Source organism: Bradyrhizobium sp. 44, assembly GCF_023073095.1.
In the GTDB taxonomy this organism is placed as follows: domain Bacteria; phylum Pseudomonadota; class Alphaproteobacteria; order Rhizobiales; family Xanthobacteraceae; genus Bradyrhizobium.
Genome location: NZ_JADPIY010000016.1, coordinates 278,076 through 299,661, shown reverse-complemented (window position 1 = coordinate 299,661; position 21,586 = coordinate 278,076). Strand labels below are relative to the sequence as shown.

At 65.0% G+C, this 21,586-nt stretch carries 20 protein-coding genes; 18 read left to right on the top strand and 2 right to left on the bottom strand.

All coding sequences use genetic code 11. The features are described 5' to 3' along the window. Positions 1-149 precede the first annotated feature (149 nt). The 18 genes from IVB41_RS17875 to IVB41_RS17790 are packed head-to-tail and all read left to right on the top strand — an operon-like array spanning position 150 to position 19,865. The gene (locus tag IVB41_RS17875) at positions 150-1,160 is read left to right on the top strand and encodes a branched-chain amino acid ABC transporter permease (protein ID WP_247282348.1); all 1,011 of its coding nucleotides are present in this window, start codon (positions 150-152) and stop codon (positions 1,158-1,160) included. A gap of 1 nt (position 1,161) precedes the next feature. Next, positions 1,162-2,295 (top strand): branched-chain amino acid ABC transporter permease, encoded by a 1,134-nt coding sequence (locus IVB41_RS17870; RefSeq protein ID WP_247433409.1) that lies wholly within the window; start codon positions 1,162-1,164, stop codon positions 2,293-2,295. Continuing rightward, positions 2,288-3,070, top strand: a complete 783-nt coding sequence (locus IVB41_RS17865) for an ABC transporter ATP-binding protein (RefSeq protein ID WP_247433406.1) — start codon at positions 2,288-2,290, stop codon at positions 3,068-3,070. Before IVB41_RS17870 ends, IVB41_RS17865 begins: the two co-directional genes overlap by 8 nt. Then, a complete protein-coding gene (locus tag IVB41_RS17860; protein WP_247433402.1) occupies positions 3,063-5,276 on the top strand; it encodes an ABC transporter permease in 2,214 nt (737 codons plus the stop codon). The genes IVB41_RS17865 and IVB41_RS17860 overlap by 8 nt, the downstream gene beginning before the upstream one ends. Positions 5,277-5,279: 3 nt before the next feature. Next, on the top strand, positions 5,280-6,113 hold the full coding sequence (locus IVB41_RS17855; RefSeq protein WP_027517172.1) for a phosphoenolpyruvate hydrolase family protein: 834 nt from the start codon (positions 5,280-5,282) through the stop codon (positions 6,111-6,113). A gap of 25 nt (positions 6,114-6,138) precedes the next feature. Next, positions 6,139-9,042 carry a flotillin family protein gene (locus IVB41_RS17850; RefSeq protein WP_247433399.1) on the top strand — a complete coding sequence of 968 codons (2,904 nt, stop codon included), beginning with the start codon at positions 6,139-6,141 and terminating at the stop codon, positions 9,040-9,042. Positions 9,043-9,051: 9 nt separating this feature from the next. Then, positions 9,052-9,489 (top strand): SRPBCC family protein, encoded by a 438-nt coding sequence (locus IVB41_RS17845; protein WP_007593021.1) that lies wholly within the window; start codon positions 9,052-9,054, stop codon positions 9,487-9,489. A gap of 5 nt (positions 9,490-9,494) precedes the next feature. Beyond that, on the top strand, positions 9,495-9,944 hold the full coding sequence (locus IVB41_RS17840) for an SRPBCC family protein (RefSeq protein ID WP_247282344.1): 450 nt from the start codon (positions 9,495-9,497) through the stop codon (positions 9,942-9,944). Next, complete coding sequence (locus IVB41_RS17835; RefSeq protein ID WP_247282343.1) at positions 9,941-10,759, top strand: xanthine dehydrogenase family protein subunit M; 819 nt, start codon at positions 9,941-9,943, stop codon at positions 10,757-10,759. The genes IVB41_RS17840 and IVB41_RS17835 overlap by 4 nt, the downstream gene beginning before the upstream one ends. A gap of 5 nt (positions 10,760-10,764) precedes the next feature. Beyond that, on the top strand, positions 10,765-11,241 hold the full coding sequence (locus IVB41_RS17830) for a (2Fe-2S)-binding protein (RefSeq protein WP_247359679.1): 477 nt from the start codon (positions 10,765-10,767) through the stop codon (positions 11,239-11,241). A gap of 11 nt (positions 11,242-11,252) precedes the next feature. Next, complete coding sequence (locus IVB41_RS17825) at positions 11,253-12,839, top strand: xanthine dehydrogenase family protein molybdopterin-binding subunit (RefSeq protein WP_247433396.1); 1,587 nt, start codon at positions 11,253-11,255, stop codon at positions 12,837-12,839. A gap of 1 nt (position 12,840) precedes the next feature. After that, on the top strand, positions 12,841-13,863 hold the full coding sequence (locus IVB41_RS17820) for a xanthine dehydrogenase family protein molybdopterin-binding subunit (protein WP_247282341.1): 1,023 nt from the start codon (positions 12,841-12,843) through the stop codon (positions 13,861-13,863). A 7-nt stretch (positions 13,864-13,870) separates the two neighbouring features. Next, positions 13,871-14,752, top strand: coding sequence for a MoxR family ATPase (locus tag IVB41_RS17815; RefSeq protein ID WP_247433392.1), 882 nt, complete (start codon positions 13,871-13,873; stop codon positions 14,750-14,752). Continuing rightward, positions 14,749-15,870: a VWA domain-containing protein gene (locus tag IVB41_RS17810; RefSeq protein WP_247433389.1), complete on the top strand. Its 1,122-nt coding sequence runs from the start codon at positions 14,749-14,751 to the stop codon at positions 15,868-15,870. Before IVB41_RS17815 ends, IVB41_RS17810 begins: the two co-directional genes overlap by 4 nt. Continuing rightward, entirely contained in the window at positions 15,867-16,751 is an 885-nt protein-coding gene (locus IVB41_RS17805; protein WP_247433387.1) for an amidohydrolase family protein, read from the top strand. The genes IVB41_RS17810 and IVB41_RS17805 overlap by 4 nt, the downstream gene beginning before the upstream one ends. Before the next feature lie 42 nt (positions 16,752-16,793). Continuing rightward, positions 16,794-17,642 carry an MBL fold metallo-hydrolase gene (locus IVB41_RS17800; RefSeq protein WP_027569306.1) on the top strand — a complete coding sequence of 283 codons (849 nt, stop codon included), beginning with the start codon at positions 16,794-16,796 and terminating at the stop codon, positions 17,640-17,642. A gap of 18 nt (positions 17,643-17,660) precedes the next feature. Beyond that, the gene (locus IVB41_RS17795) at positions 17,661-19,235 is read left to right on the top strand and encodes an isochorismatase family protein (RefSeq protein WP_247433383.1); all 1,575 of its coding nucleotides are present in this window, start codon (positions 17,661-17,663) and stop codon (positions 19,233-19,235) included. 3 nt (positions 19,236-19,238) lie between these two features. Next, positions 19,239-19,865, top strand: a complete 627-nt coding sequence (locus tag IVB41_RS17790) for an NAD(P)H-dependent oxidoreductase (protein WP_247433380.1) — start codon at positions 19,239-19,241, stop codon at positions 19,863-19,865. 24 nt (positions 19,866-19,889) lie between these two features. Here IVB41_RS17790 and IVB41_RS17785 read toward each other — a convergent pair whose 3' ends face one another. Next, the gene (locus tag IVB41_RS17785; RefSeq protein ID WP_247433377.1) at positions 19,890-20,939 is read right to left on the bottom strand and encodes a LacI family DNA-binding transcriptional regulator; all 1,050 of its coding nucleotides are present in this window, start codon (positions 20,937-20,939) and stop codon (positions 19,890-19,892) included. Then, positions 20,936-21,580, bottom strand: a complete 645-nt coding sequence (locus tag IVB41_RS17780; RefSeq protein ID WP_247433373.1) for a ThuA domain-containing protein — start codon at positions 21,578-21,580, stop codon at positions 20,936-20,938. Before IVB41_RS17780 ends, IVB41_RS17785 begins: the two co-directional genes overlap by 4 nt. Between the last annotated feature and the right edge of the window lie 6 nt (positions 21,581-21,586).

Sequence of the window (21,586 nt, the reverse complement as noted above, 5' to 3'; positions counted from 1 at the left end):
GGATGCGCCAAACGCGGTCCCGAAACGAGGATCGCGCGCGATAGGGAGCGCACGTGCATGGCAGGGCCTGCGGCCGGCAACGGTCTGCGTGCCCCTTCGCCCCGCTTGCGGGGCGAGAGATGGGGTGACGTGAAGACGGAGCGGCGATCATGACCCGCTTTGTCGAACGCCATCCCGCCTGGGCACTGATCGTCATCATCGCGATCGCGTTAGCACTCTGGCTGATTTTCGCGGTCTGGCCGCAGGGCGTTGAAGATGCGTTCGGCCGCAAGCGGGTCTTCCTCAACGCTCTGTTCAACGGCATCACACTCGGCGGTCTCTATTTCCTCGTCGCCAGCGGTTTTACGCTGATCTTCGGCCTGATGCGCAACGTCAACCTCGCGCACGGCTCACTCTATTTGTTCGGCGGCTATGTCGGCTACGCCATCAGCGCCGCGACCGGTTCATGGGTCCTCAGCTTCATCGTCGCTTTCATCCTGACGGCACTGGTCGGCGTCCTGCTCCAGGTCCTCGTCTTCCGCCGCATGGAGGGCCAGGACCTGCGCCAGACCATGGTGACGATCGGTCTCTCGATCGTGTTCGCCGATTTGATGCTGTGGGCCTGCGGCGGCGATTTCTATCAGATCCAGACCCCGAACTGGTTGATCGGACCTGTGGAGCTGCCGCTGGTCACCGCGGTCAAATCCTCAGGCGAGCCGGTCTATCTCCGCTATCCCATGGTCCGACTCGTGATCTTCGCCGCCTCCGTCGTGATCGGCGTGGCGATGTGGCTGGCGCTCAACCGCACGCGCATCGGCATGATCATCCGCGCCGGGGTCGACGATCGCGACATCCTGGCGGCGACCGGAGTGCGGATCCAACTCGTTTTCGTGGTGGTGTTTGCGCTCGGCGCCGGCCTCGCCGGCGTCGCCGGCGTCGTCGGCGGAACGTTCCAGTCGCTCTCGCCCGGCGAGGATATCCGCTTCCTGCTCGCCTCCCTCGTCGTCGTGATCGTCGGCGGCATGGGCTCGATCCCGGGGGCTGCGCTGGGCGCGCTTATCATCGGCCTCGCCGAGCAGCTCGGCTCGGTCTACATCCCAACCTACGCCATCGTCGTGACCTTCCTGATCATGGTTCTGGTGCTGGCAATTCGGCCGCAGGGCCTGTTGGCGAGGCGCTGACATGTCCCTCGCTCACGACGCCCGCGTCCCGGTTCGTCCCACCGCTGCTGTGCAACGCTCCAGATTGCGCGGATGGCCGGAGATCGACAATCCGGCGGCCTGGACCGTCGCGGCCATTCTCCTGATCATGCCCCTGATCGCCAACGGCTTCTTCCTGATCGAGATCTTTGCGACCACGCTGATCCTCGGAACCATGGCGCTGAGTCTGATGTTTCTTGCCGGCTATGGCGGCATGGTCAGCCTGATGCAGCTCACCATCGCCGGTTTCTCCGCCTATATGGTCGCGGTGTTTGGCGTCAGCGGTAACGCCAATATCAGCCTGGGCTGGCCGTGGTGGCTTGCGGTCCCGATGGCGCTCGCGCTCGCGACCATCTTCGGCACGCTCGGCGGCGCGCTGGCAGTGCGCACCGAGGGCATCTACACCATCATGATCACGCTCGCGATCGGCGCGGCGTTCTATTATTTCACCAACCAGAACTGGGCGATTTTCAACGGCCATACCGGCATCAATACCGTTGCCACGCCGCATTTCTGGGGCGTCAACTGGCGTGCCGACATTCCCTTCTATTATATCGTCCTCGCGGTCTCCGCGCTGTGCTACTTCGCCGTGGACTACATCTCCCGCGCACCGTTCGGCCTCGCGCTGCAAGGCGTACGCGACAATCCCCGCCGCATGGCAGCGCTCGGCTTCAACGTCAATGCGCATCGCGTTGCGGCCTACGCCTTCGCGTCCTTCGTCGCGGCGCTGGCTGGGGTACTCCAGGTCTGGAACTACCGGCAGATTTCGCCGGGATCCGTGAGCGTTGGAGCGTGCATCGATATCCTCATCATCGCGATCGTCGGCGGCATCACGCGCCCCGTCGGACCCTTTATCGGCGCGCTGATCTTCGTGCTGCTGCGCACCTTCGCACTCGACTTCCTGGTCAAGCTGGGGCTCGACGGCAACCGCTTTCGGCTCCTGATCGGCCTCGGCTTCCTCGCCATCGTGTTCTGGTCCTCGGACGGCGTCATCGGGCTCTGGCAGAGCTGGCGGCGCCGCCAACGCTCCGGCGCGGCAAGTTCAAATGGACGACATGGCCGGGAACTTGGCCGAGAACTTGGCCAAGGATCCACCCAAGGATCCCGCCATGGATAGCGTCGCGCAACGCCTCTCTGTCGTGGGCGCCAGCGCGGCGCTAGAGCTGCGCGGCGTGACGCGTCTGTTCGGCGCGCTCGCGGCACTCACCGACATCACTATTACCGTCCGCCCCGGCGAACGGCGCGCCGTGCTTGGCTCCAACGGCGCCGGCAAGACCACGCTGTTCAACTGCATCACCGGCGACTTCCCACCTTCTAGTGGCACCATCCGCTTCTTCGGCGAGGACGTCACGCACTTCCCGCCCTATGAGCGCATCCGCCGTGGCCTGCGCCGGACTTACCAGATCTCCGCGCTGTTTCCCGGCCTCACCGTCCAGGACAATGTCTACCTCGCCTGCCGGGGCGTCTCACGCGGGCGCTTCTCGTTTCTCCGCCCCGGTCAGAACGATGCGTTGATGCACGCGGCCGAAAATCTCGTGCAGGCCGTCCATCTCTCGGGCGTGAAGGATCAGCGCGTTGCCGAGCTCGCGCATGGCCAGCAGCGCCAGCTCGAGATTGCACTTGCGCTTGCCGGCGCGCCGCGATTCGTCCTGTTCGATGAACCCGCCGCGGGACTGTCGCCGACCGAGCGTGCCGAGCTGATCGAGATATTGATCTCCCTGCCCGCGCATATCGGTTACATCATCATCGAGCACGACATGGACGTGGCCCTGCGCGTCGTCGAGAGCGTCACGATGATGCACAACGGGCGGATCTTCAAGGAAGGCCGTCCGCAGGAGATCGAGTCCGATCCCGAAGTGCAGGAGCTTTACCTCGGAGGCGGCCATGAGTGAGGTCCGCCGTACCACCGCCGCGCTCGAAGTCCGCGGCCTGGACGTCTATTACGGCCATTCGCACGCGCTGCAGGGCGTGGACCTGACGCTCGAGGCCGGCGTGTTCTCGGTCGTCGGCCGCAACGGCATGGGCAAGACCACGCTATGCAAGGCCATCATGGGGCTGGTGCCGGTCAGCGGCGGCTCGATTCGTATCCGCGGCGATGACATCACCCGGCAGCCGCCCGCCCACATAGCCCGACTCGGCGTCGGCTACGTTCCGCAGGGACGGCGGCTATGGCGTTCGCTCAGTGTCGACGAGCATCTGCAGCTTGCCGCCGGCTTGCGCCGCGGCGCATGGACGGTCGAGCGCATCTACAAGACGTTTCCGCGGTTGGCCGAGCGCAAGGATCACGGCGGCGGCCAGCTCTCCGGCGGCGAACAACAAATGCTTGCGATCTCCCGCGCGTTGCTCACCAACCCCCGGCTCCTGATCATGGACGAGCCCACCGAGGGGCTCGCGCCGGTCATCGTGGCCCAGGTCGAGGAGATGCTGCTACGGCTTGGCGAGGACGGCGAGATGTCCGTGCTCGTGATCGAGCAGAATATCGGCGTGGCGACGGCCGTGTCGCGTAACGTCGCGATCATGGTCAACGGCCGCGTCAACCGCATCATCGATTCGGTGCGGCTTGCCGCCGATCGCGAACTGCAGCAGCGCCTGCTCGGTGTCGGAATGCACGCCGGACTCGAGCTCGACCTCGGCGTGCCGCCGGCGGATACGGAACCGAAGCCCTCTCCGCAGCAGACGCGGCCAGGCGGCGCGATCCGCATCTACCTGTCCAACCCGACGCCGCCGACACGCTGGTCGCAACCGGTGCCGATCGCCCGCATCGAGGCCGCGGCCCGCACGTTCTCGACACAGGTGATGCGTCTCGACGAGACGGCACGACGCCGGCGCGAACCGGTCGCGGCACAAACGCAGGACTCTCCGGTCGTGCTCGTCGTCGGTACGCTCGACACCAAGGGCACCGAGCTCCGCTTCATCCGCGACATCATCGCCGGGACCGGCCTGCGAACCCGACTGGTCGATGTCTCCACCAGCGGCAGGCACGCGACCAGCGACGTCTCCGCCCAGGAGATCGCATTGAACCATGGCCGCGGCGGATCGGCGGTATTCGGACCCGACCGCGGCGCCGCCGTCACCGCGATGGCCGAGGCCTTCGCCAGCTGGCTGCGGCGCCAGAGCAATGTTGCCGGCGTGATTTCAGCCGGCGGCTCGGGCGCAGCGTCGCTGGTCGCGCCCGGTATGCGAACTCTCCCTGTCGGAGTGCCGAAGCTCATCATCTCGTCCATCGCCTCCGGTGACGTCGGGCCCTATGTCGGCCCCGCGGACATCACCATGATGCATTCGGTCGCCGACGTGCAGGGCCTCAACTCGATCTCGCGCGCCGTGCTGGCCAACGGCGCCAACGCGCTGGCCGGCATGGTCAAGGCGCGCCTTGATCAGCATGCAGGAAAGGATCGGAGCGACAGCGGATTGCCGTCGGTCGGCATCACCATGTTTGGTGTCACGACGCCGGCGGTGCAGAAGATCGCGGCCGACTTGCGCGAAGATTTCGAGTGCCTGGTTTTCCACGCCACCGGCGTCGGCGGGCGCTCAATGGAGGCACTCGTCGATTCCGGGCAGCTTGCAGGCGTCATCGACCTCACGACCACGGAGGTCGGGGACCTCCTGATGGGTGGCGTGTTCCCGGCGACCGACGACCGCTTCGGCGCCATCATCCGCAGCCGGGTGCCTTATGTCGGCTCGGCGGGCGCGCTGGACATGGTGAATTTCGGCGCGCCCGAGACCATCCCGGAGCGCTACCGCGGCAGGAAATTCCACGTCCACAACCCGCAGGTTACCTTGATGCGGAGCACGGCGGAGGAGAACGAGCGCATGGGGCACTGGATCTCCGATCGACTCAACCGGATGGACGGCCCGGTGCGCTTCTTCCTGCCCGAGGGCGGCGTCTCCGCGCTCGACGCGCGAGGACAGCCGTTCTGGGATCCGGACACCGATGCGGCGCTGTTCCGCACGCTTGAGCGCAACGTGCGGCAGACCGCCAACCGTCAGCTCATCCGCGTTCCTAAGAACATCAATGACCCCGAGTTCGCCTCCACCATTGTCAGCGCGTTCCGAACATTGTTCGGCCGCACTGGGGCGCGCCGGAGACTAGCGAGGTGACCGATGGCCCGGTTTGAACGCGCTGCACTGTTGAAGCGCTTCCGCGACATGGCAAGGCGCGGCGAGCCCATCGTCGGCGGCGGCGCCGGCACCGGCCTTTCGGCCAAATGCGAGGAGGCCGGCGGTGTCGATCTCATCGTCATCTACAATTCCGGCCGCTACCGAATGGCCGGCCGAGGTTCGCTCGCGGGATTGATGGCTTACGGCGACGCCAACGCCATTGTGCTGGAGATGGCCGGCGAAGTGCTGCCCGTCGTGACCAGAACGCCAGTGCTCGCCGGCGTCAATGGCACGGATCCGTTCCGCGACATGGATCTTTTCCTGGACCAATTGAAAGCGCTCGGCTTCGCCGGTGTGCAGAACTTTCCGACCGTCGGCCTTATCGACGGCGTGTTCCGCGCCAATCTCGAGGAGACCGGCATGTCCTATGCGCTCGAGATCGACATGATCGCAAAGGCGCGCGAGAAGGACCTGCTGACGACGCCCTACGTCTTTAGCGAGAAGGAAGCCGCCGCGATGGCGATCGCGGGCGCGGATATCATCGTCTGTCATCTGGGCCTGACGACCGGGGGCACCATCGGCGCGCAGACCGCACTCAAGCTGACGGATTGCCCAGCGCACATCGACACCTGGGCCTCCGCCGCGCTCGGCGTCAATCCGGACATTCTGGTGCTCGCCCATGGCGGACCGATCTCCGATCCGGACGATGCCGATTTCATCATGAGGAACACACGCAATTGCCACGGCTTCTACGGCGCCTCCTCGATGGAGCGGCTGCCGGTCGAACGGGCGCTGACGGATCAGGTTCGCAAATTCAAGGCGATCGGCGCGCGATAACGCCGAAAGGTCGAGGGAGAGAAACATGTCAGGGACTCTGGTCGGTGAATTGATCCTTTGGCTGATCGTCGCCGTCGTGGTGATCGTGGTCGGCGTCTACATCGTGAACTGGCTCTATCATCGCTCGTCCAAGGAGACCTCATTCGTTCGGACCGGCCTGCTCGGCGAGCGCGTTGTGATCAACGGCGGCGCCTTCGTGCTGCCGTTCATCCACGACTACACGCCGGTCAACATGAACGTGCAGCCGATGGGCATCGTGCGCTCGCGCCAGGACGCCGTGATCACCCGTGACCGCATGCGCGTGGACATCGAAGCCGATTTCTATGTCCGAGTGCAGGCGACCCGGGAAGCCGTGTCCATCGCGGCTGCCACGCTCGGCCGCCGTACCATGGAGCCCGAACAGCTCCACGCCCTCCTCGCCGGCAAATTCATCTCGGCCATTCGGTCCGTTGCCTCGGAGATGACCCTCGAGCAGATGCATGAGCAACGCGGAGAGTACGTCGCCCGCCTCAAGGCGAACGCGGCCGAGGCACTTGCCCAGAACGGACTCGAGCTGGAGTCAGTCGCGATCACCGATCTTGACCAGACCGATCTCGAATTCTTCAACCCCTCGAACCGTTTCGACGCCGAAGGTCTGACCCGCCTGATGGAGGATATCGAGGCCAAGCGCAAGCTGCGCAACGACATCGAGCAGGATTCGATGATCAAGATCCGCTCTCGCAACCTGGAGGCCGAGCGGCAGGCGCTCGAGATCGAGCGCGAAAGCGAGACGGCGCGCCTCGAACAAGAGCGTGACATCGAGATGCGCCGCGCCCTGCAACGCACCGAGGTCGCGCGCGAGCGGGCCCTGCGCGAGACCGAAGCGGAGCAGGCGCAGATTTCCGCCCGCGAAACCATCGAGAAGGCGCGAATCGCCAACGACCAGGCGATCGCCGAAGCCCGTATCGCCTCGGAGCGCGAGACCCGCCAGCGGGAGATCGAGCGCACCCGCACCATCGAGGAGAAGGAACTGCTCGCACGGGAAGAAATCGAGAAGGCCCGGATCGCCAACCAGCGCTCGATCGATACCAGCCGCATCGCTTCCGAGCGCGAGGTGCGCCAGCGCGAAATCGAGCGGATGCAGACCGTCGAGGAAGCCGAGATCACCGCCCGCGAGGCGATCGAGAAAGCGCGTATCCAGCAGGACCGCGTCGTGACCGACGCCCGCATCGCCAACGAAGAGGAGACCCGGCGCCGCGAGATCGACCGGACCCGCGCCGTGGACGAAGCCGAGATCGCTGCCCGCGAGACGACCGAAAAGGCCCGCATCGCCCAGACTATGATTGTCAATGTCGAGCGCATCGCATCCGATGAGCGCACCCGTGCGCTGGAGATCCAGCAGGTGCGTAACATCCAGGAAGCCGAGATCGAGGCGCAGCGCGCGGTCGAGGCGGCGCGCATCGCCCGCGAGCACAGGCTCGCTGTCGAGCGCATCGCAGTCGAGCAGAATACGCGGCAGTTGGAGATCGAACGCGACCAGACGCTGGAAGTCGCAGAGGTCACCGCGCGCGAAGCCACGGAAGCTGCCCGCATCACTCAGCAAGAACGCGTGCGCTCCCTGGAGATCGCCGGCAACCGCGCCGTCGAGGAAGCCGACATCGCCTCACGCGAAGCCATCGAAGCCGCCCGGATCGCGCAGGAGAAGTCCGTTGCAGCCGAGCGTATCCAGGCCGAGCGTGACACACGTGCGCTCGAGATCGAGCGCACAGCCGTGCTCGAGGCCGCCGAGCTGAAGCGTCGCGACACCATCGAGCGCCAGCGCATCGGCGTCGATCTCGCGCTAGAAGCCGAGCGCATCACCTCCTCCAGAAAGCGCGAAGTCCTCAACATCGAGCATAAGAAGGCGATCGAGATCGCGGACGAGGACCGCGTCATTGCGCTCTCGACCAAGAAATCCGAGCGCATCGACGCCGACCGCCAGGTCAGGCAGGCCGAGATTGTCGCGCGCAAGGAGATCGAGACCACGGACGTCTCGCGCGAACAAGCGCTGGAGGCGGCGCGAATCGAACGGCGACGTTCGATCGAACAACTCGAAGTCGCCCGTGTCCAGTCGCTTCAGGAAGCCGAGATTGCCGCGCGCGAAGAGGTCGACCGCGCCCGCATTGCCTCCGATCGCGGCCTCGACGAGGCCCGCATCGGCCGCGAGCGCGAGCTGCGCAAGCTTGAAATCAATCGCGAGAAGGAGGTCGAGACCGTTCTGATGGAGAAGGCGATTGCCATTCACCTGAAGTCGCTCGAAGAATCTGCGGCCAAGGCCTCGGCCGAGGAAGCGCGGGTGCATGCCACTGAAGCCACCGAGCGCGTCATTACCGCACGCGAGAGCGAGATCGCGAAGCGCCGTAAGACCGTTGAGATCCTGATCGCCGAGAAGCAGGCCGAGGAAACGCGAATTGCCGCGGAAGCCGAACGGATCCGCGCTGCAGTCGAGGCCGAGGCGCAGCGTATGCTCAACGAGGCCGAGAACGTGCTGACCGACCAGGCACGCTACTCGCTGTTCCGTAGAAAGCTGCTCGACCGCATCGAGGGTATCGTCCGCGAGAGCGTCAAGCCGATGGAGAAGATCGAGGGCATCCGCATCCTTCAGGTCGATGGCCTCAACGGCAACGGCCATGGTGGCAATGGCGGCCGTAGCGCCACCGACGAGGTGATCGACTCGGCGCTGCGCTACCGCGTCCAGGCGCCGCTGATCGACTCGCTTCTGGCGGACATCGGCGTCGAAGGTGGCAGCCTCGCCAAGATGCCAGGCCTGATCCGGGAAGCTCGCGACATGCAGGGCATCAAGGACTCCGCACGCAAGGGCAGCGACAGTGGCGGTGGCGAGAAGCCAGCTGCTGCGCCCTCGCCCGACGGGGAGCCGCCCCCCGAGCGCAGCCCCCGGAAGAAGAGCTGAGGTGGCACCATGGCCCGGGTCTACGTCTCAACCGTCGTCAACGCACGCAACGATCGCGTCTGGGCGCGGGTGCGCGACTTCAACGGTCTGCCGAACTGGCATCCCGCGATTGCGGAAAGCCGCATCGAGGGCGGCGAGCCATCCGACAAGATCGGCTGCGTCAGGGATTTTCGCCTGCGCAATGGCGATCGTATCCGGGAAAAGCTGCTTGGCCTGTCCGATTACGACATGTTCTGCACCTATTCGATCCTCGAATCCCCGATGGGGGTCGAGGACTACGTCGCGACGCTTCGGCTGACGCCGGTCACGGATGGCGACCAGACCTTCATGGAATGGACCGCCGAGTTCGACTGCGCACCCGAGCGGGAGGCGGAGCTCGTCGCGAATATCGGCGGCGGCGTGTTCCAGGGCGGCTTCGACGCCCTCAAACGCCAGTTCGGAGGCTGAGCGCCGTGCCGCACATCGTCAAGAGCACGATCCTGGACGCGCCGACCGGCTCCGTGTGGCCCGTACTGCGCGACTTCAACGGGCACGATCGCTGGCATCCGGCGGTTGCGACCTCCACGATCGAGCGCGCGCAGGCTTCGGACAAGATCGGCTGTGTCAGGCGGTTCAAGCTGCAGGACGGCTCCGAGCTGCGCGAGCAATTGCTGACGCTGTCGGATCTGGAGCAGACCTTCAGCTATTGCCTGCTCGATACGCCGGTCCCGATGTTCAACTACGTAGCCCACGTCCGCCTGCTGCCCGTGACGGACGGCGACCGCACCTTCTGGCACTGGGAATCCCGCTTCTCGACACGGCCGGAGGACAAGGATCGGATCACCCACATGGTCGCGGAAGACATCTACCAGGCAGGATTCGACGCGATCCGCCGGCACCTCAAGGAGGCTGTGTCAACATGACCGTGACGGTGAAGACCTTCATGAGCTCGAGCGAGGCCGCCGCCGCGCTGTCGTCCGATCGTAACGCGCGCTATCTCGGCGGCGGCACGCTGGTGATGCGCGCACTGAACGAAGGCGACATCTCGATCTCGACCGTCGTGCGAGCAAATGACCATGCCTTGACGCGCATCGCCCCCTCCGGCCCGCGGATCACCCTGGGTGCTGGCGTCACTTTCGCCCAGATTCTGGGCGAGCGCGACCTTGCTTTCCTGCACGCTCCCGCCCGCTCGATCGGTGGCCCGGCGGTGCGCAACATGGGTACGGTGGGCGGCAATCTGTTCGCGCCCAGTCCCTATGGCGATTTCACCGTCGCCCTGCTTGCGCTCGATGCCACCGTGGCCCTGCAAGGCGGCTTTGGATCGCGCGACATTCCAATTGAGGAGTTTTTGCAGTCGCGCGAAAGGCAGGCGGGGACGCTCGTGCTGTCGGTGTCGTGCACGCGACCGACCAGCGCGGAGGCTTTTCGCTACCGCAAGGTCGCCCGGATCAAGCCTAAAGGCGGCTCCGTCATCACGCTCGCTGCACATCTGCCTATCAGTGGCGGACGGATCGCCGGTGCACGAATTGCATTGGGATCGATGGCGCCGACGCAAATACGTGCGCGGGCGGCCGAACGCGCTCTCGAAGGCCGCGCGCTCGATGCCGCGACCGTCGCGGCCGCAGCGTCTGCAGCCGCGGAAGGAACATCGCCGTCCGACAACGCGCTCGGCAGCGCCTGGTATCGCCGCGAGATCGTCGGCGTCCATCTGCGTCGTCTTCTTTTGGGTCAGGAATAGATCGTATGGCCAAGACTGCCCTGCAATTTCGTCACAACGGCAGCGATGTTGCCATTTTCGTTGACGGCGGCACCAACTTGCTCGTCGCGCTTCGCGAATTCATCGGCGACATGACGCCGAAATTCGGCTGCGGCCAGGGCGGCTGCGGCACCTGCAGCGTCCTGATCGACGGCGAGCTCCATCTCTCCTGTCTGACGCTGGCCGAGACCGTCGCCGGCCGCTCCGTCGAGACGCTGGATAGCCTGAAGCAAGGACCCAACCTCCACCCGCTGCAACGCGCCTTTGCCGAGAATTTTGCTGCCCAGTGCGGCTATTGCACGCCGGGCATGCTGATGGCCGCCAAGGCACTACTCGATCACAATCCCTCCCCGAGCCGCGCCGAGATCGTCGAGGCGATCTCCGGCAACATCTGCCGCTGCACCGGCTACGAGCCGATCATCAACGCCATCCTCGCCGCCTCCGGCGGCCGGGTGAGCGCCTGAAGGACCACATCATGCTGGAACTGCGCAAAGATATTTTCGCCGACGAGCGCGACGACAATCTCAAGGAGATCGGCAAGGGCACGCAGCGCCAGGACATGCTCGGCCATGTCACAGGCACATCGAGCTATTTCAACGACCACAAGCTCCAGGGGATGCTGCACCTGAAAGTCGTCCGCTCGATCCATTCGCATGCAAGGATCCGGCGGATCGACACCACGGACGCTGAGCGCTCAGCCGGCGTGCGCCGGATCATCCGCGGCTCCGACGTACCCCGCAACCTCAATACGCTCTTGAGCCTGATCAATTTCGGCAAGGACGACGAGCCCTCGCTCGCCGTCGACAAGGTCCGCTACAAGGGGGAGCCGATCCTGGCCATCGTCGCCGACAGCGAGCGCGAGGCCTTTGAAGCTATCTCGAAAGTCCGCATCGACTACGAGCCGTTGCCAACCGTGTTCGACGTCGAAGATGCGCTGAAGGCCGGCGCACCCGTCGTCAACGACACCTATCCGAAGAATGCCTTCATTTATCACGACACATATGATCACCAGAAACTCCGCTTCGGCGATGCCGATGCCGCACTCGCGACCGCCGATCACGTGCTCGAACAGCGCTACCAGATGTCGCCTATCGAGCACGCGCCGACCGAAACCAACGGGTCGATCGCGGCGCCCGACACCAACGGGCGCTTTGTCGTCTATACGTCGACGCAGGCGCTGTTCTTCTCGGTCGACACCTGCGCCAAGATTCTCGACGTCCCCTCGAACACCTTCCATTTCATCGGCGGCACCGTCGGCGGCGGCTTTGGCGGCAAGGTGGATACGCTGACCGAACCTTTATGCATCCTCGGTGCGATGCTGACGGGACGTCCCGTGCGCTACGTGTTCGGACGCGAAGAAGAGATGCAATACGGCCCACCACGCGGCGCCGAGCGCATCTACATCAAGGACGGCGTGATGCGCGACGGCCGCGTCGTCGCGCGAAAGATCCGCGCATATTTCGACAGCGGCGCATATACGCGGCTCTCGAGCTATGCAGCGGTGAAATGCGCGGCCCATCTGCCAGGGCCCTACACCATCCCCAACGTCTATGGCGACGTCTACTGCGTCTTCACCAACCGTACGCCGGCAACCGCGATGCGCGGCTTCGGCGTCACCGCAATGGATTTTGCGATCGAGTGCCAGATGGACAAGCTCGCGAACCTCGTCGGCATGGATCCGATGGAGTTCCGCATTCTCAATGCCTATCGCGACGGTGACATGAAGGCGCATCGGCGCGAGGCCAAGAACACGGCGCTGATCGAGTGCGTCCAGGTCGCCGCGGAGAAAGCCAAATGGCCGATCCGCGACGAGTTCAAGCGCGCCTCCTCCCGCAAGGACGGCGGCGGCAGCCGCGCCGCCATTCCGCGGACGCCTGCCGAGACCCCGGCGAGGACGACCACCCCAGCGCAGCAGCGCACGAGCTATGATCGGCTGCCGACGGCCGCGTTGCGCGAACCACCGCGCGAGCCCCCACCACCCGCACCGCAACCACCGCGACCAGCATCGCCCTCGCATGGGGCGGGCCGCTTCTCATCCGTGTTCGGCACCAGGAGACGTTGAGATGACCCGACATCGCGGACGCGGCATCGCCTCGGTCAATTATCCTATCGGCATGAACCTCGGCGGCGATCCCAGCCAGGCCCTGGTTCATTCCAATCCAAGCGGCAAGTTCACTGTGGCGCTATCCTCGATCGATCTCGGCCAGGGCATGAAGTCGGTAACGCGGCAGATTTGCGCAGAGACGCTCGGCGTACCCGTCGAGGACGTTTATGTCGACACCGCCGATTCCGACACCGGCCCGCATTGCATGGGCTCGTTCGCCTCGCGCGGCACCCATCGGGTCGGCAATGCCGTGATGGCGGCGGCGCGCGAGGCGCGCGGCGTGATGATGGAGGCCGCCGCGGAGGAACTCGAGGTCAACGCCGCCGATCTCGAAACCGACGGACGTGGCAACATCCACATCAAGGGCGCGCCGCACCGCTCGATCTCCACCAAGGACGTCGCCATCGCCGCCCAGTTCAAACAGGGCAAGACCATCGCCGGCCGTGGCATCTTCCTGGTTCCTCTGTCCAATGTCGATCCGGAAACCGGCGAGATGTCGCCGGCGACCTGCTACGCCCATGCCTGTCTCGTCGCCGAGGTCGAGGTCGACGACGAGACCGGCGAGGTCACGATGATCCGCATGGACTCTGCCTATGAGCTCGGCCGCGCGCTCAACCCACGCCTGGTCGAGCAACAGCTCGTCGGCGGCGCCTGGATGGGCGTCAGTCACGCGCTCTACGAGACGCCTGAGCCCTATTATCCCGATCCTGTCCACGGCCCTCGCGACTTCGTCGAATATGTCATGCCCGGTCCTGGCGACATCTGCCCGCACGACATCGCCGTGTTGGAACGCCCCGCTCCCGATGGCCCCTTCGGCGCCAAGGGCCCCGGGGAAATGTGCGCGAATCCCGTATTGCCGGCCGTTGCGAACGCCATCTTCAATGCCGTCGGCGTCCGCATCGACGACCTGCCGATTACGCCGGAGAAGGTGTTGCGCGCGATCAAGGCCGAGGGCGGCGCGCGCCCTCAGACGCGGCGCTGAGGTCTCGATGGCCGTCCGCAGCAACATCGTCGGCATCGACAGCCCCGAGGCACTGGAGAAGGCGCTTCGGGCGGCCTATTACCTCGCCGACGAGGGACTGGCGACCGCAGCCTATCTCGGGCTGGCACTCGGCAAGCCATTGCTGCTCGAGGGTGCGCCGGGTGTCGGCAAGACCGAGGCCGCCAAAGCCATTGCCGCTGCCCTCGGCCGCCGCCTGATCCGCCTGCAATGCTACGAAGGCATCGACGCATCCGCCGCACTCTATGAATGGAACTATCCGCGCCAGATGCTCGCAATCCGCCAGGCCGGCGATGAGAGCATCGATATCTACGGCGAAACGTTTCTGATCGAGCGACCGATGCTGGCGACGTTGCGCGCGCCTGACTCAACCGTGCTGCTGATCGACGAAATCGATCGCGCCGACCAGGAGTTCGAAGCTTTCCTGCTCGAGTTTCTGTCCGACTTCCAAATCTCGATCCCGGAGCGCGGTACGGTGCGTGCCTCGGAGCGCCCGGTCGTCGTGCTGACCTCAAACCGCACGCGGGATCTTCATGAAGCCTTGCGGAGGCGGTGCGTCTATCACTGGATCGGCTATCCCTCCGCCGAGCGCGAAGCACGCATCGTGATGATGCGGGCCTCCAGCGTCGCCGAGGGAACCGCGCGGGCTGTCGTCGCGGCCGTTGAGAAGCTGCGACGCGAGCCGCTCAGCAAGGCGCCCGGGATCGCCGAAGCCGTCGACTGGGCTGAGGCTGCCACACTGCTGCACAAGGGCGGCGCGCGCTGGCCCGATGCCTTCAGGCGCTCGATCGGCGTTGCCCTGAAAGACGAGGAAGATCTGCACTTCATTTCGCCGCGCCTCGACGCCCTGCTGGCGGAGGCCTCTGCATGAGCGCCGAACCCGAACTGCCGCGCGCTGCGCGTGTTTTCATCTCGTTCGTCGGGTTGTTGCGAACGAACAGATTTGCCGTCGCACCGGAACAGACGACCTCGTTCCTGGCCGCGATCCAGTTGCTCGGCCCGCGTAGCCTGGAAGACATTCGGCACGCAGCCCTCGCAACACTGGCCCCTCCACCGGAGCGTCGCGCAACGTTCGACCGGCTGTTCGATCTGCACTTTCGCGGAAACGAGGCAATCGAGCGCGTCGATGACGGTGAGGACGACGAGACAGTTCGGCTGCAAGAGGAGGCTCGTGGAAACGACGAGCCGCTGTTGTCGGACGAGGCCAACGAGTCCGGTCTCGCAGCTGCGCGCGCCGAAGCCCTGGTCGAGCGCCGCTTTGCGCAGCTCTCGACCACCGATGCGCTGCGCCGGCTTGCCCGCGAGGCGCCGAGGCGCCTGCCGAAGCGGCGCGGCCATCGCCGCATGCGGGCTCGCAGCGGGCCCTACGCGGATTTGCGCCGCACCCTACGCGACTCCGTTCGCAGCGACGGCGAAATTCTCCGGCTGGGACGTTTGAAGCGGCGGCAGCGTCCACGCAAGGTGTTGCTACTGATTGACGTCTCTGGCTCGATGAAGACCCGCACCGAAGAGAATATGAAGTTCGCGCACACCCTGGTGCAGGCGGCGCCCAACGTCGAGGTCTTCACCTTCGGCACGCGGCTGACCCGCATCACCCGGCCGTTGCGTCTCAAGCGGCGCGAGCAAGCGCTCAACGCCGCGGCCTATGCAGTCAGCGACTGGGACGGCGGCACCCGAATCGGCGACGCGCTGCAGGCCTTTCTCGCCGTGCCCCGCTTCGGCGGATACGCGCGGGGCGCCGCCGTGATCATCGTTTCCGACGGCCTTGAGCGGGGCGAACCCGATGCGTTGCGCGATGCGGTCGCGAAACTATCGCGCCGCGCGTGGCGCGTGAGCTGGCTGACGCCGCTCGCGTCCGGCCCCGGTTTTCGCCCGCAGACCGAAGCGCTGGTCGCGATCGAGCGCTTCGTCGACGACCTCGTCGATGGAGGATCGAGCGCGTCGATCGTCGCGCATGTGCTGGCGCTGGGACAAAGGAGAGTTGCGTGACCGACATCGTCGATGGGCACCATCATATCTGGCGCCAGGCCGACCTGCCCTGGCTGGTGGGTCCGATGCAGCCGCGCATCTTCGGTCCGTACGAGCCGATCCGGCGCGATTACCCGATAGAGGAATATCTCCGCGACCTCGAAGGCAGCGGCGTCACCCGCTCGGTCTATGTCCAGACCAACTGGGCCAATGACCGCTACGAGGACGAGGCCGCCTGGGTGCAGCAGACGGCCGAGGAGCACGGCTGGCCGCATGCCATCGTGGCTTACGCCGATTTTTCAGTCGACGACGTGCGTCCACAACTCGACCGCCTGAAGCGCTATGCCCTCGTGCGCGGCGTCCGCATGCAACTTCATTGGCACGAGAACCCGCTTTATCGCTTTGCCGCGCGGCCGGATCTCTGCACCGATCCCGTGATCCAGCGCAACATTGCCCGGCTTGCGGACTATGGCTGGAGCTTTGACCTTCAGGTGTTCACGCCGCAGATGCCGGACGCCGCACACCTTGCGGAAGCCTGCCCGAAGGTGACCTTTATCCTGCAGCACGCTGGCATGCTGGAGGACCTTTCACCCTCAGGCCGCGCCGCGTGGCGCGCCGGGATGGCCCGCCTCGCCGCATGCCCGAACGTCGTGTCAAAACTGTCGGGGCTCGGAACCTTCATCCACGCCAACGACCCCGCGCATATCGCATCCGTCCTGATCGACACGATCGCGATCTTCGGCGCCGAACGCTGCCTGTTCGGTTCGAATTTCCCAATCGAGAAATTGTGGACCAGTTACCGCGAGCTGATCGATGCCTTCCGTGCCGCCGCGGCGCCGCTGCGCGATGATCAGCGCGAAGCCATTTTCAGAACCACTGCCATGCGCGTCTATCGGCTTTGAGGGCTGAGGAAACGAACAAAAACGGATACAGGGAGGGACGGAATGCCGCTGGAGATCAAGATCCTGGACTATGGCGACATCGAGCTGGAATCGAGTTTTCTGGTTCTCGGCCACGACTGCGGCCGCACCCGCCGTGTCCTCACCCTCGGCTTCCTGATCCTCGGCGGCAAATACCCTGTCGTGGTCGATACGGGTTATCGCTCCAACCAGATCATGGAAACGCTGGGGATGCGCGGCCTGCAGTATCACGAGCACATGATCGAGAACCAGCTTGCGCGGCACGGCGTGCGGATGGGCGATGTGCGCTTCGTCTGCCACACCCATCTGCATATCGACCACGCCGGCAAGGACGATCTGTTTCCGATGAACACGACCGTCGTTCTCAACCGCCGGGAGCTCGAGTATTCCGTGTCCGGCCTGATGCATCCGCAATATCCGGCGCCGGATATCAAGCATCTGATCGACCGTCTGCACACCAAGAGCGCGCTGCGCTTTCTCGACCTCGAGATCACAGGTCCGATCGAGTTGATGCCGGGCGTCTACTGCGACGCAGCGAATGCGCATACCGAGGGCTCGATGAACATCATCGTCGAAACCGCCGACGGCATCGCCACGATCTGCGGCGACGTGATCTATGATTTCAACGACCAGATCGTGACGCCCTTCAACGAGATCCACGACTGGGAGCCACGCACCACGGGCAACCACGGCACTACCAAACGCGCCGAGAAGGCCGCCATCAAGAAGCTGCTCAGCAATTCGCGCTATCTGCTGCCGGTCCACGACCGTCCCGCCAAGATCGAAGGCGGCAACGTCGTCGGCCGGCTGCACGACCAGGTCCCCGGACCGATCGTGCAGTCCCTGCCTCAGCGCAACTGGTTTCCGGCCTAGACGCCAGAGGATCGACCGATGACGCACGTCACCTTACGCTCCGAATTCGAGACCCTGATCGATCCTTACGCACCAGTCGCGCAGATCGGCACCGGTTTTGACTTCACGGAGGGACCGATCTGGCATCCGGTCGATCATTATCTGCTCTTCTCGGACATGCCGGGCGACGTGCGCCGGCGCTGGGATGCGCGGCGCGGCGTCGCCGAGGTCAAGCGTCCCTCGAACAAATGCAACGGCATGACCTATGACGCCGAGCTCAATTTAATCGTTTGCGAGCACGCGACATCGTCGTTGATCCGCGAGCGGCCGGACGGGCGGCGCGAGGTGCTGGCCTCGCACTTTGGGGGACAGGAGCTCAACAGCCCCAACGACGTCTGCGTGCACTCCTCCGGCGCGATCTATTTCTCGGATCCCTGGTACGGCCGCATGCCGGTCTATGGCGTCGAGCGGCCGAGGCAGCTCGGCTTCCAGGGCGTCTATCGCGTCGTGCCCGGCGCCGAGCCGAAGCTCGTCGTCGAGCGCAATCTGTTCGATCAGCCGAATGGGCTGTGCTTCTCGCCCGACGAGAAACTGCTCTATGTCAACGACACCGTGCAGGCACTGATCCGCGTATTCGACGTCAACGGCGACGGCTCGCTGTCGAGTGCGCGTGTGTTCGCGAGCGGCATCCGCTCCGAGCTCGAGCCCGGCTTGCCCGACGGCATGAAGTGCGACCAGCACGGCAACGTCTGGGTTACGGCACCCGGCGGGGTCTGGGTCTATTCGCCGCGGAGCGAGCTGCTGGGCAAGCTCCGCCTTCCTGAGCTCGTGGCGAACCTTACCTGGGGCGGTCCGGATTTCCGTACGCTGTACCTGACTTCGACGCACTCGGTCTATGCCATTCCCACCAAGGTCGGACCGCGCCACGAGCCCTATGTGAGCGGCAAGCGAGGCGGCGGCACAGCAGCCGCCGGCTCTGCTTCCGCTGCACCCGTCCTCGCCGAGGGCGAGATGCAGCTCGACCCGCGACGCTGTGCCATGATCATCCAGGATCTCCAGAACGACGTCATCATGGATGGGGGCGCATTCGCCGATTCCGGCGCACCAGGTCACGCGAAGCAGCAGCACATCGTCGAGAATGTCCGCCGCCTGGCTGAAACCGCCCGGGCGCGCGGCGTCGCCATCATCCATGTCTGGTTCGTCGTCGAGCCCGGCGCGCCCGGCGTGACGCTGAATGCGCCGCTGTTCGAGGGTCTCGTCGACAGTAAGGCGATGGTGCGCGGAAGCTGGGGGGCAGCACCGGTGTCAGGTCTCGAGCCGAGGCCCGGCGATTTCGTGGTCGAGAAGGTGCGAATGAGCGCCTGGGAAGGCACGAGGCTCGAAACGATCCTGAAAGCCTCCGGCCGCGACATGATCATCAACACCGGCGCCTGGACCAACATGTCGGTCGAGCACACGGCGCGGACCGGTGCCGACAAGGGCTACTTCATGATCGTTCCTGAGGATTGCTGCTCGACCATGAATGCCGACTGGCACGCTGCCTCGATCAACTTCGCCATGCAGAATGTCGCCGTCGTGACCAAGGCCGATGCGGTCGTCAAAGCGCTGGGATGAGCGGTGGCGAAGCTCCTGCACCTGTCCTGCTCGCCCCGCGACGACTCCTGGTCAAGCGCCGGCGCACGCGTTTTCCTCGACGGCTTTCGCCGAGCTCGGCCCGATTGGGACGTGGACGTCATGGATCTCTGGCGCGAGCGCCTGCCGGAGTTTTCAGGCCCCATTGTCGAAGCCAAATATGCACGGATGAAGGCGCAAGCCTTCAACGACGCGCAGCGGGACAGCTTCGCGGAAGCCGAGCGGATGGCGCTACGCTTAACGCTCGCCGAGCGGGTGCTGATTTCGACGCCGATGTGGAACTTCAGCATTCCCTATAAGCTCAAGCAATTCTTCGACGTCATCGTCCAGCCCGGGCTCACCTTTCGGTTCGACCCATCCCTTGGATACATCCCGTTGCTGAAAGACCGGCCGACCGTCGTCATCATTGCCAGTGGCAGCGATTTCGCCACCGGAATGAACCGCGGGCGCATCGACATGGCGACGCCTTACCTGCGCGAAATGCTGCGTTTTGTCGGTATCAACAATGTTCGTTTCATTCCGATCGGGCCAACCACCGGACCGCAACAGCCCATTGAGGCGGCCCGCGAAAGAGCCCACCAACGTCTGGCCGTAATGGCCGCGAGCTTCTGATGCGCCCCGCAGGCCATTCAAAGGTTACGGCAAATTGTCCCGCAGAAAAATGTCGATGCGGATGCGCTCCTGGTCGGGGCTGATGGGCTCACCCGAACAATGCGCGAGCAGGACTCGCGCTGCGGACCGGGCCTCGTGGCCGGGATCCTGGTTGATGATGGCATCGAGGGTGCCACGGACCAGGAAACGCCGCGTGTACTGAGTCAGCTCGTGGGCAATCCAGACCACCTCACGTGCCCGTCCCGAGGCCTCGAGCGCATCGGCGATGCCACGGTTCCCGGCGCCACAGCAGTATATGCCGCGCAGATCTGGCTGGCGCGCGAGCAGTGCCGCAGTGAGCTCCCGCGTCCGCTCGCTGTCATCGCGGCCCTCGATCACCGGCAGCGCGAGCAGGTTCGGATACTCGCTGGACAGGATTTGGTGGAAGCCGAACTGCCGCTCGGTGTGATCGCGCAGCGACAACGATCCTGCGATCACGGCCACCGTCCCCTCGCGACCAGTGAGGAACCGTCCCATCAGCGTTGCAGCGGTCCGGCCTGCCGCCGGGTTGTCGATGCCGACATAGTGCAGCCGGCGCGAACTCGGCGCGTCCGACACAAGGGTCACCACAGCGACCCCGCGCGCGGTGAGTTCGTCGATCGCGGCACGCACCCTGGGATGATCGAGCGCGATGACGGCGACGCCTTGATAGGCAGGCGAGAGATTTTCCAGCGCGGCGGCGAGAACATCCGGATCGAACACGTCGACATGCAGGATATCAATGAAGCCGCGCTGGCCGGCGAGCCAGTCCGCGGTGCGCTGGACCTGCTCGGTCAGGTTGGTCATGAAGCTGTTGCTACCGGTCGGCAGCACGAAGGCAAAGCGGAACGTCTGCCCCCGGGCAAGCCGAGCGGCCGCGACGTCGGCTCGATAGCCGAGTTTTGCCACCGCGGCCTCGACCCGCGCCACGGTCTTGGCGCGCACGCCCTCGCGCCGGTTGACGACGCGGTCGACCGTAGCGAGCGAAACACCCGCCGTGCGTGCGACGTCCTCAAGCGTGGCACGAACCACCGACTGGGTCGCAACGGCTGTCATTCGCGCGCCGCCCACAACATGCCACGGGTCATCAACGTCCGGATCTCCGGTACGTCGAGCTCGTAAGCGCGGTGGCCGAGCGAGGAATAGAACACCCTGCCCGCGCCGTATCGCTTCTTCCAGACCACGGGCATCACCACGCCCTCGATCCAGGGCGCGTGCTCGCCGGTGAAGGTCGTCGTCGCCAACACCTCGTTGGCGGGGTCGACATGCATGTAGTATTGCTCGGAACGATGCTCGAAACTCTTCAGGCCCTTCATGATGGGATCATCCGGCTTCGTCAAGTCGACCTTGTAGTCGATGATGTTGCCGGGATGCGCAACCCACTGCCCGCCGCACAGGAACTGGTAATCGACGGAATCGCGGAATGCGTCGACCATGCCGCCATGATGGCCGGCGAACCCGACGCCGCTGCGGACCGCAGCGCAGAGATTGAGCGCTTCCGCCTTCTCGATTGTCGACATGGTATAGATCGGGATGATCAGCGACAGGTCGTGAATCGCGGGATCGGCGAACGCGGCGGTGGTGGTTTCGGTCCGCACCTCGAAGCCTTCCGCCTTCAGCCAACCACGGATCATCGAAGCACAGAGATCGGGATCGTGCCCCGGCCAACCGCCCCATACAATCATTGCCTTGCGCATGTTTCT

Coding starts and splice junctions, on each gene's coding strand:
- IVB41_RS17845 (WP_007593021.1), top strand. CDS start 9,052: ATGGCCCGGGTCTACGTCTCAACCGTCGTCAACGCACGCAACGATCGC.
- IVB41_RS17800 (WP_027569306.1), top strand. CDS start 16,794: ATGCCGCTGGAGATCAAGATCCTGGACTATGGCGACATCGAGCTGGAA.
- IVB41_RS17810 (WP_247433389.1), top strand. CDS start 14,749: ATGAGCGCCGAACCCGAACTGCCGCGCGCTGCGCGTGTTTTCATCTCG.
- IVB41_RS17825 (WP_247433396.1), top strand. CDS start 11,253: ATGCTGGAACTGCGCAAAGATATTTTCGCCGACGAGCGCGACGACAAT.
- IVB41_RS17780 (WP_247433373.1), bottom strand. CDS start 21,580: ATGCGCAAGGCAATGATTGTATGGGGCGGTTGGCCGGGGCACGATCCC.
- IVB41_RS17795 (WP_247433383.1), top strand. CDS start 17,661: ATGACGCACGTCACCTTACGCTCCGAATTCGAGACCCTGATCGATCCT.
- IVB41_RS17785 (WP_247433377.1), bottom strand. CDS start 20,939: ATGACAGCCGTTGCGACCCAGTCGGTGGTTCGTGCCACGCTTGAGGAC.
- IVB41_RS17860 (WP_247433402.1), top strand. CDS start 3,063: ATGAGTGAGGTCCGCCGTACCACCGCCGCGCTCGAAGTCCGCGGCCTG.
- IVB41_RS17870 (WP_247433409.1), top strand. CDS start 1,162: ATGTCCCTCGCTCACGACGCCCGCGTCCCGGTTCGTCCCACCGCTGCT.
- IVB41_RS17875 (WP_247282348.1), top strand. CDS start 150: ATGACCCGCTTTGTCGAACGCCATCCCGCCTGGGCACTGATCGTCATC.
- IVB41_RS17855 (WP_027517172.1), top strand. CDS start 5,280: ATGGCCCGGTTTGAACGCGCTGCACTGTTGAAGCGCTTCCGCGACATG.
- IVB41_RS17865 (WP_247433406.1), top strand. CDS start 2,288: ATGGATAGCGTCGCGCAACGCCTCTCTGTCGTGGGCGCCAGCGCGGCG.
- IVB41_RS17820 (WP_247282341.1), top strand. CDS start 12,841: ATGACCCGACATCGCGGACGCGGCATCGCCTCGGTCAATTATCCTATC.
- IVB41_RS17850 (WP_247433399.1), top strand. CDS start 6,139: ATGTCAGGGACTCTGGTCGGTGAATTGATCCTTTGGCTGATCGTCGCC.
- IVB41_RS17830 (WP_247359679.1), top strand. CDS start 10,765: ATGGCCAAGACTGCCCTGCAATTTCGTCACAACGGCAGCGATGTTGCC.
- IVB41_RS17835 (WP_247282343.1), top strand. CDS start 9,941: ATGACCGTGACGGTGAAGACCTTCATGAGCTCGAGCGAGGCCGCCGCC.
- IVB41_RS17815 (WP_247433392.1), top strand. CDS start 13,871: ATGGCCGTCCGCAGCAACATCGTCGGCATCGACAGCCCCGAGGCACTG.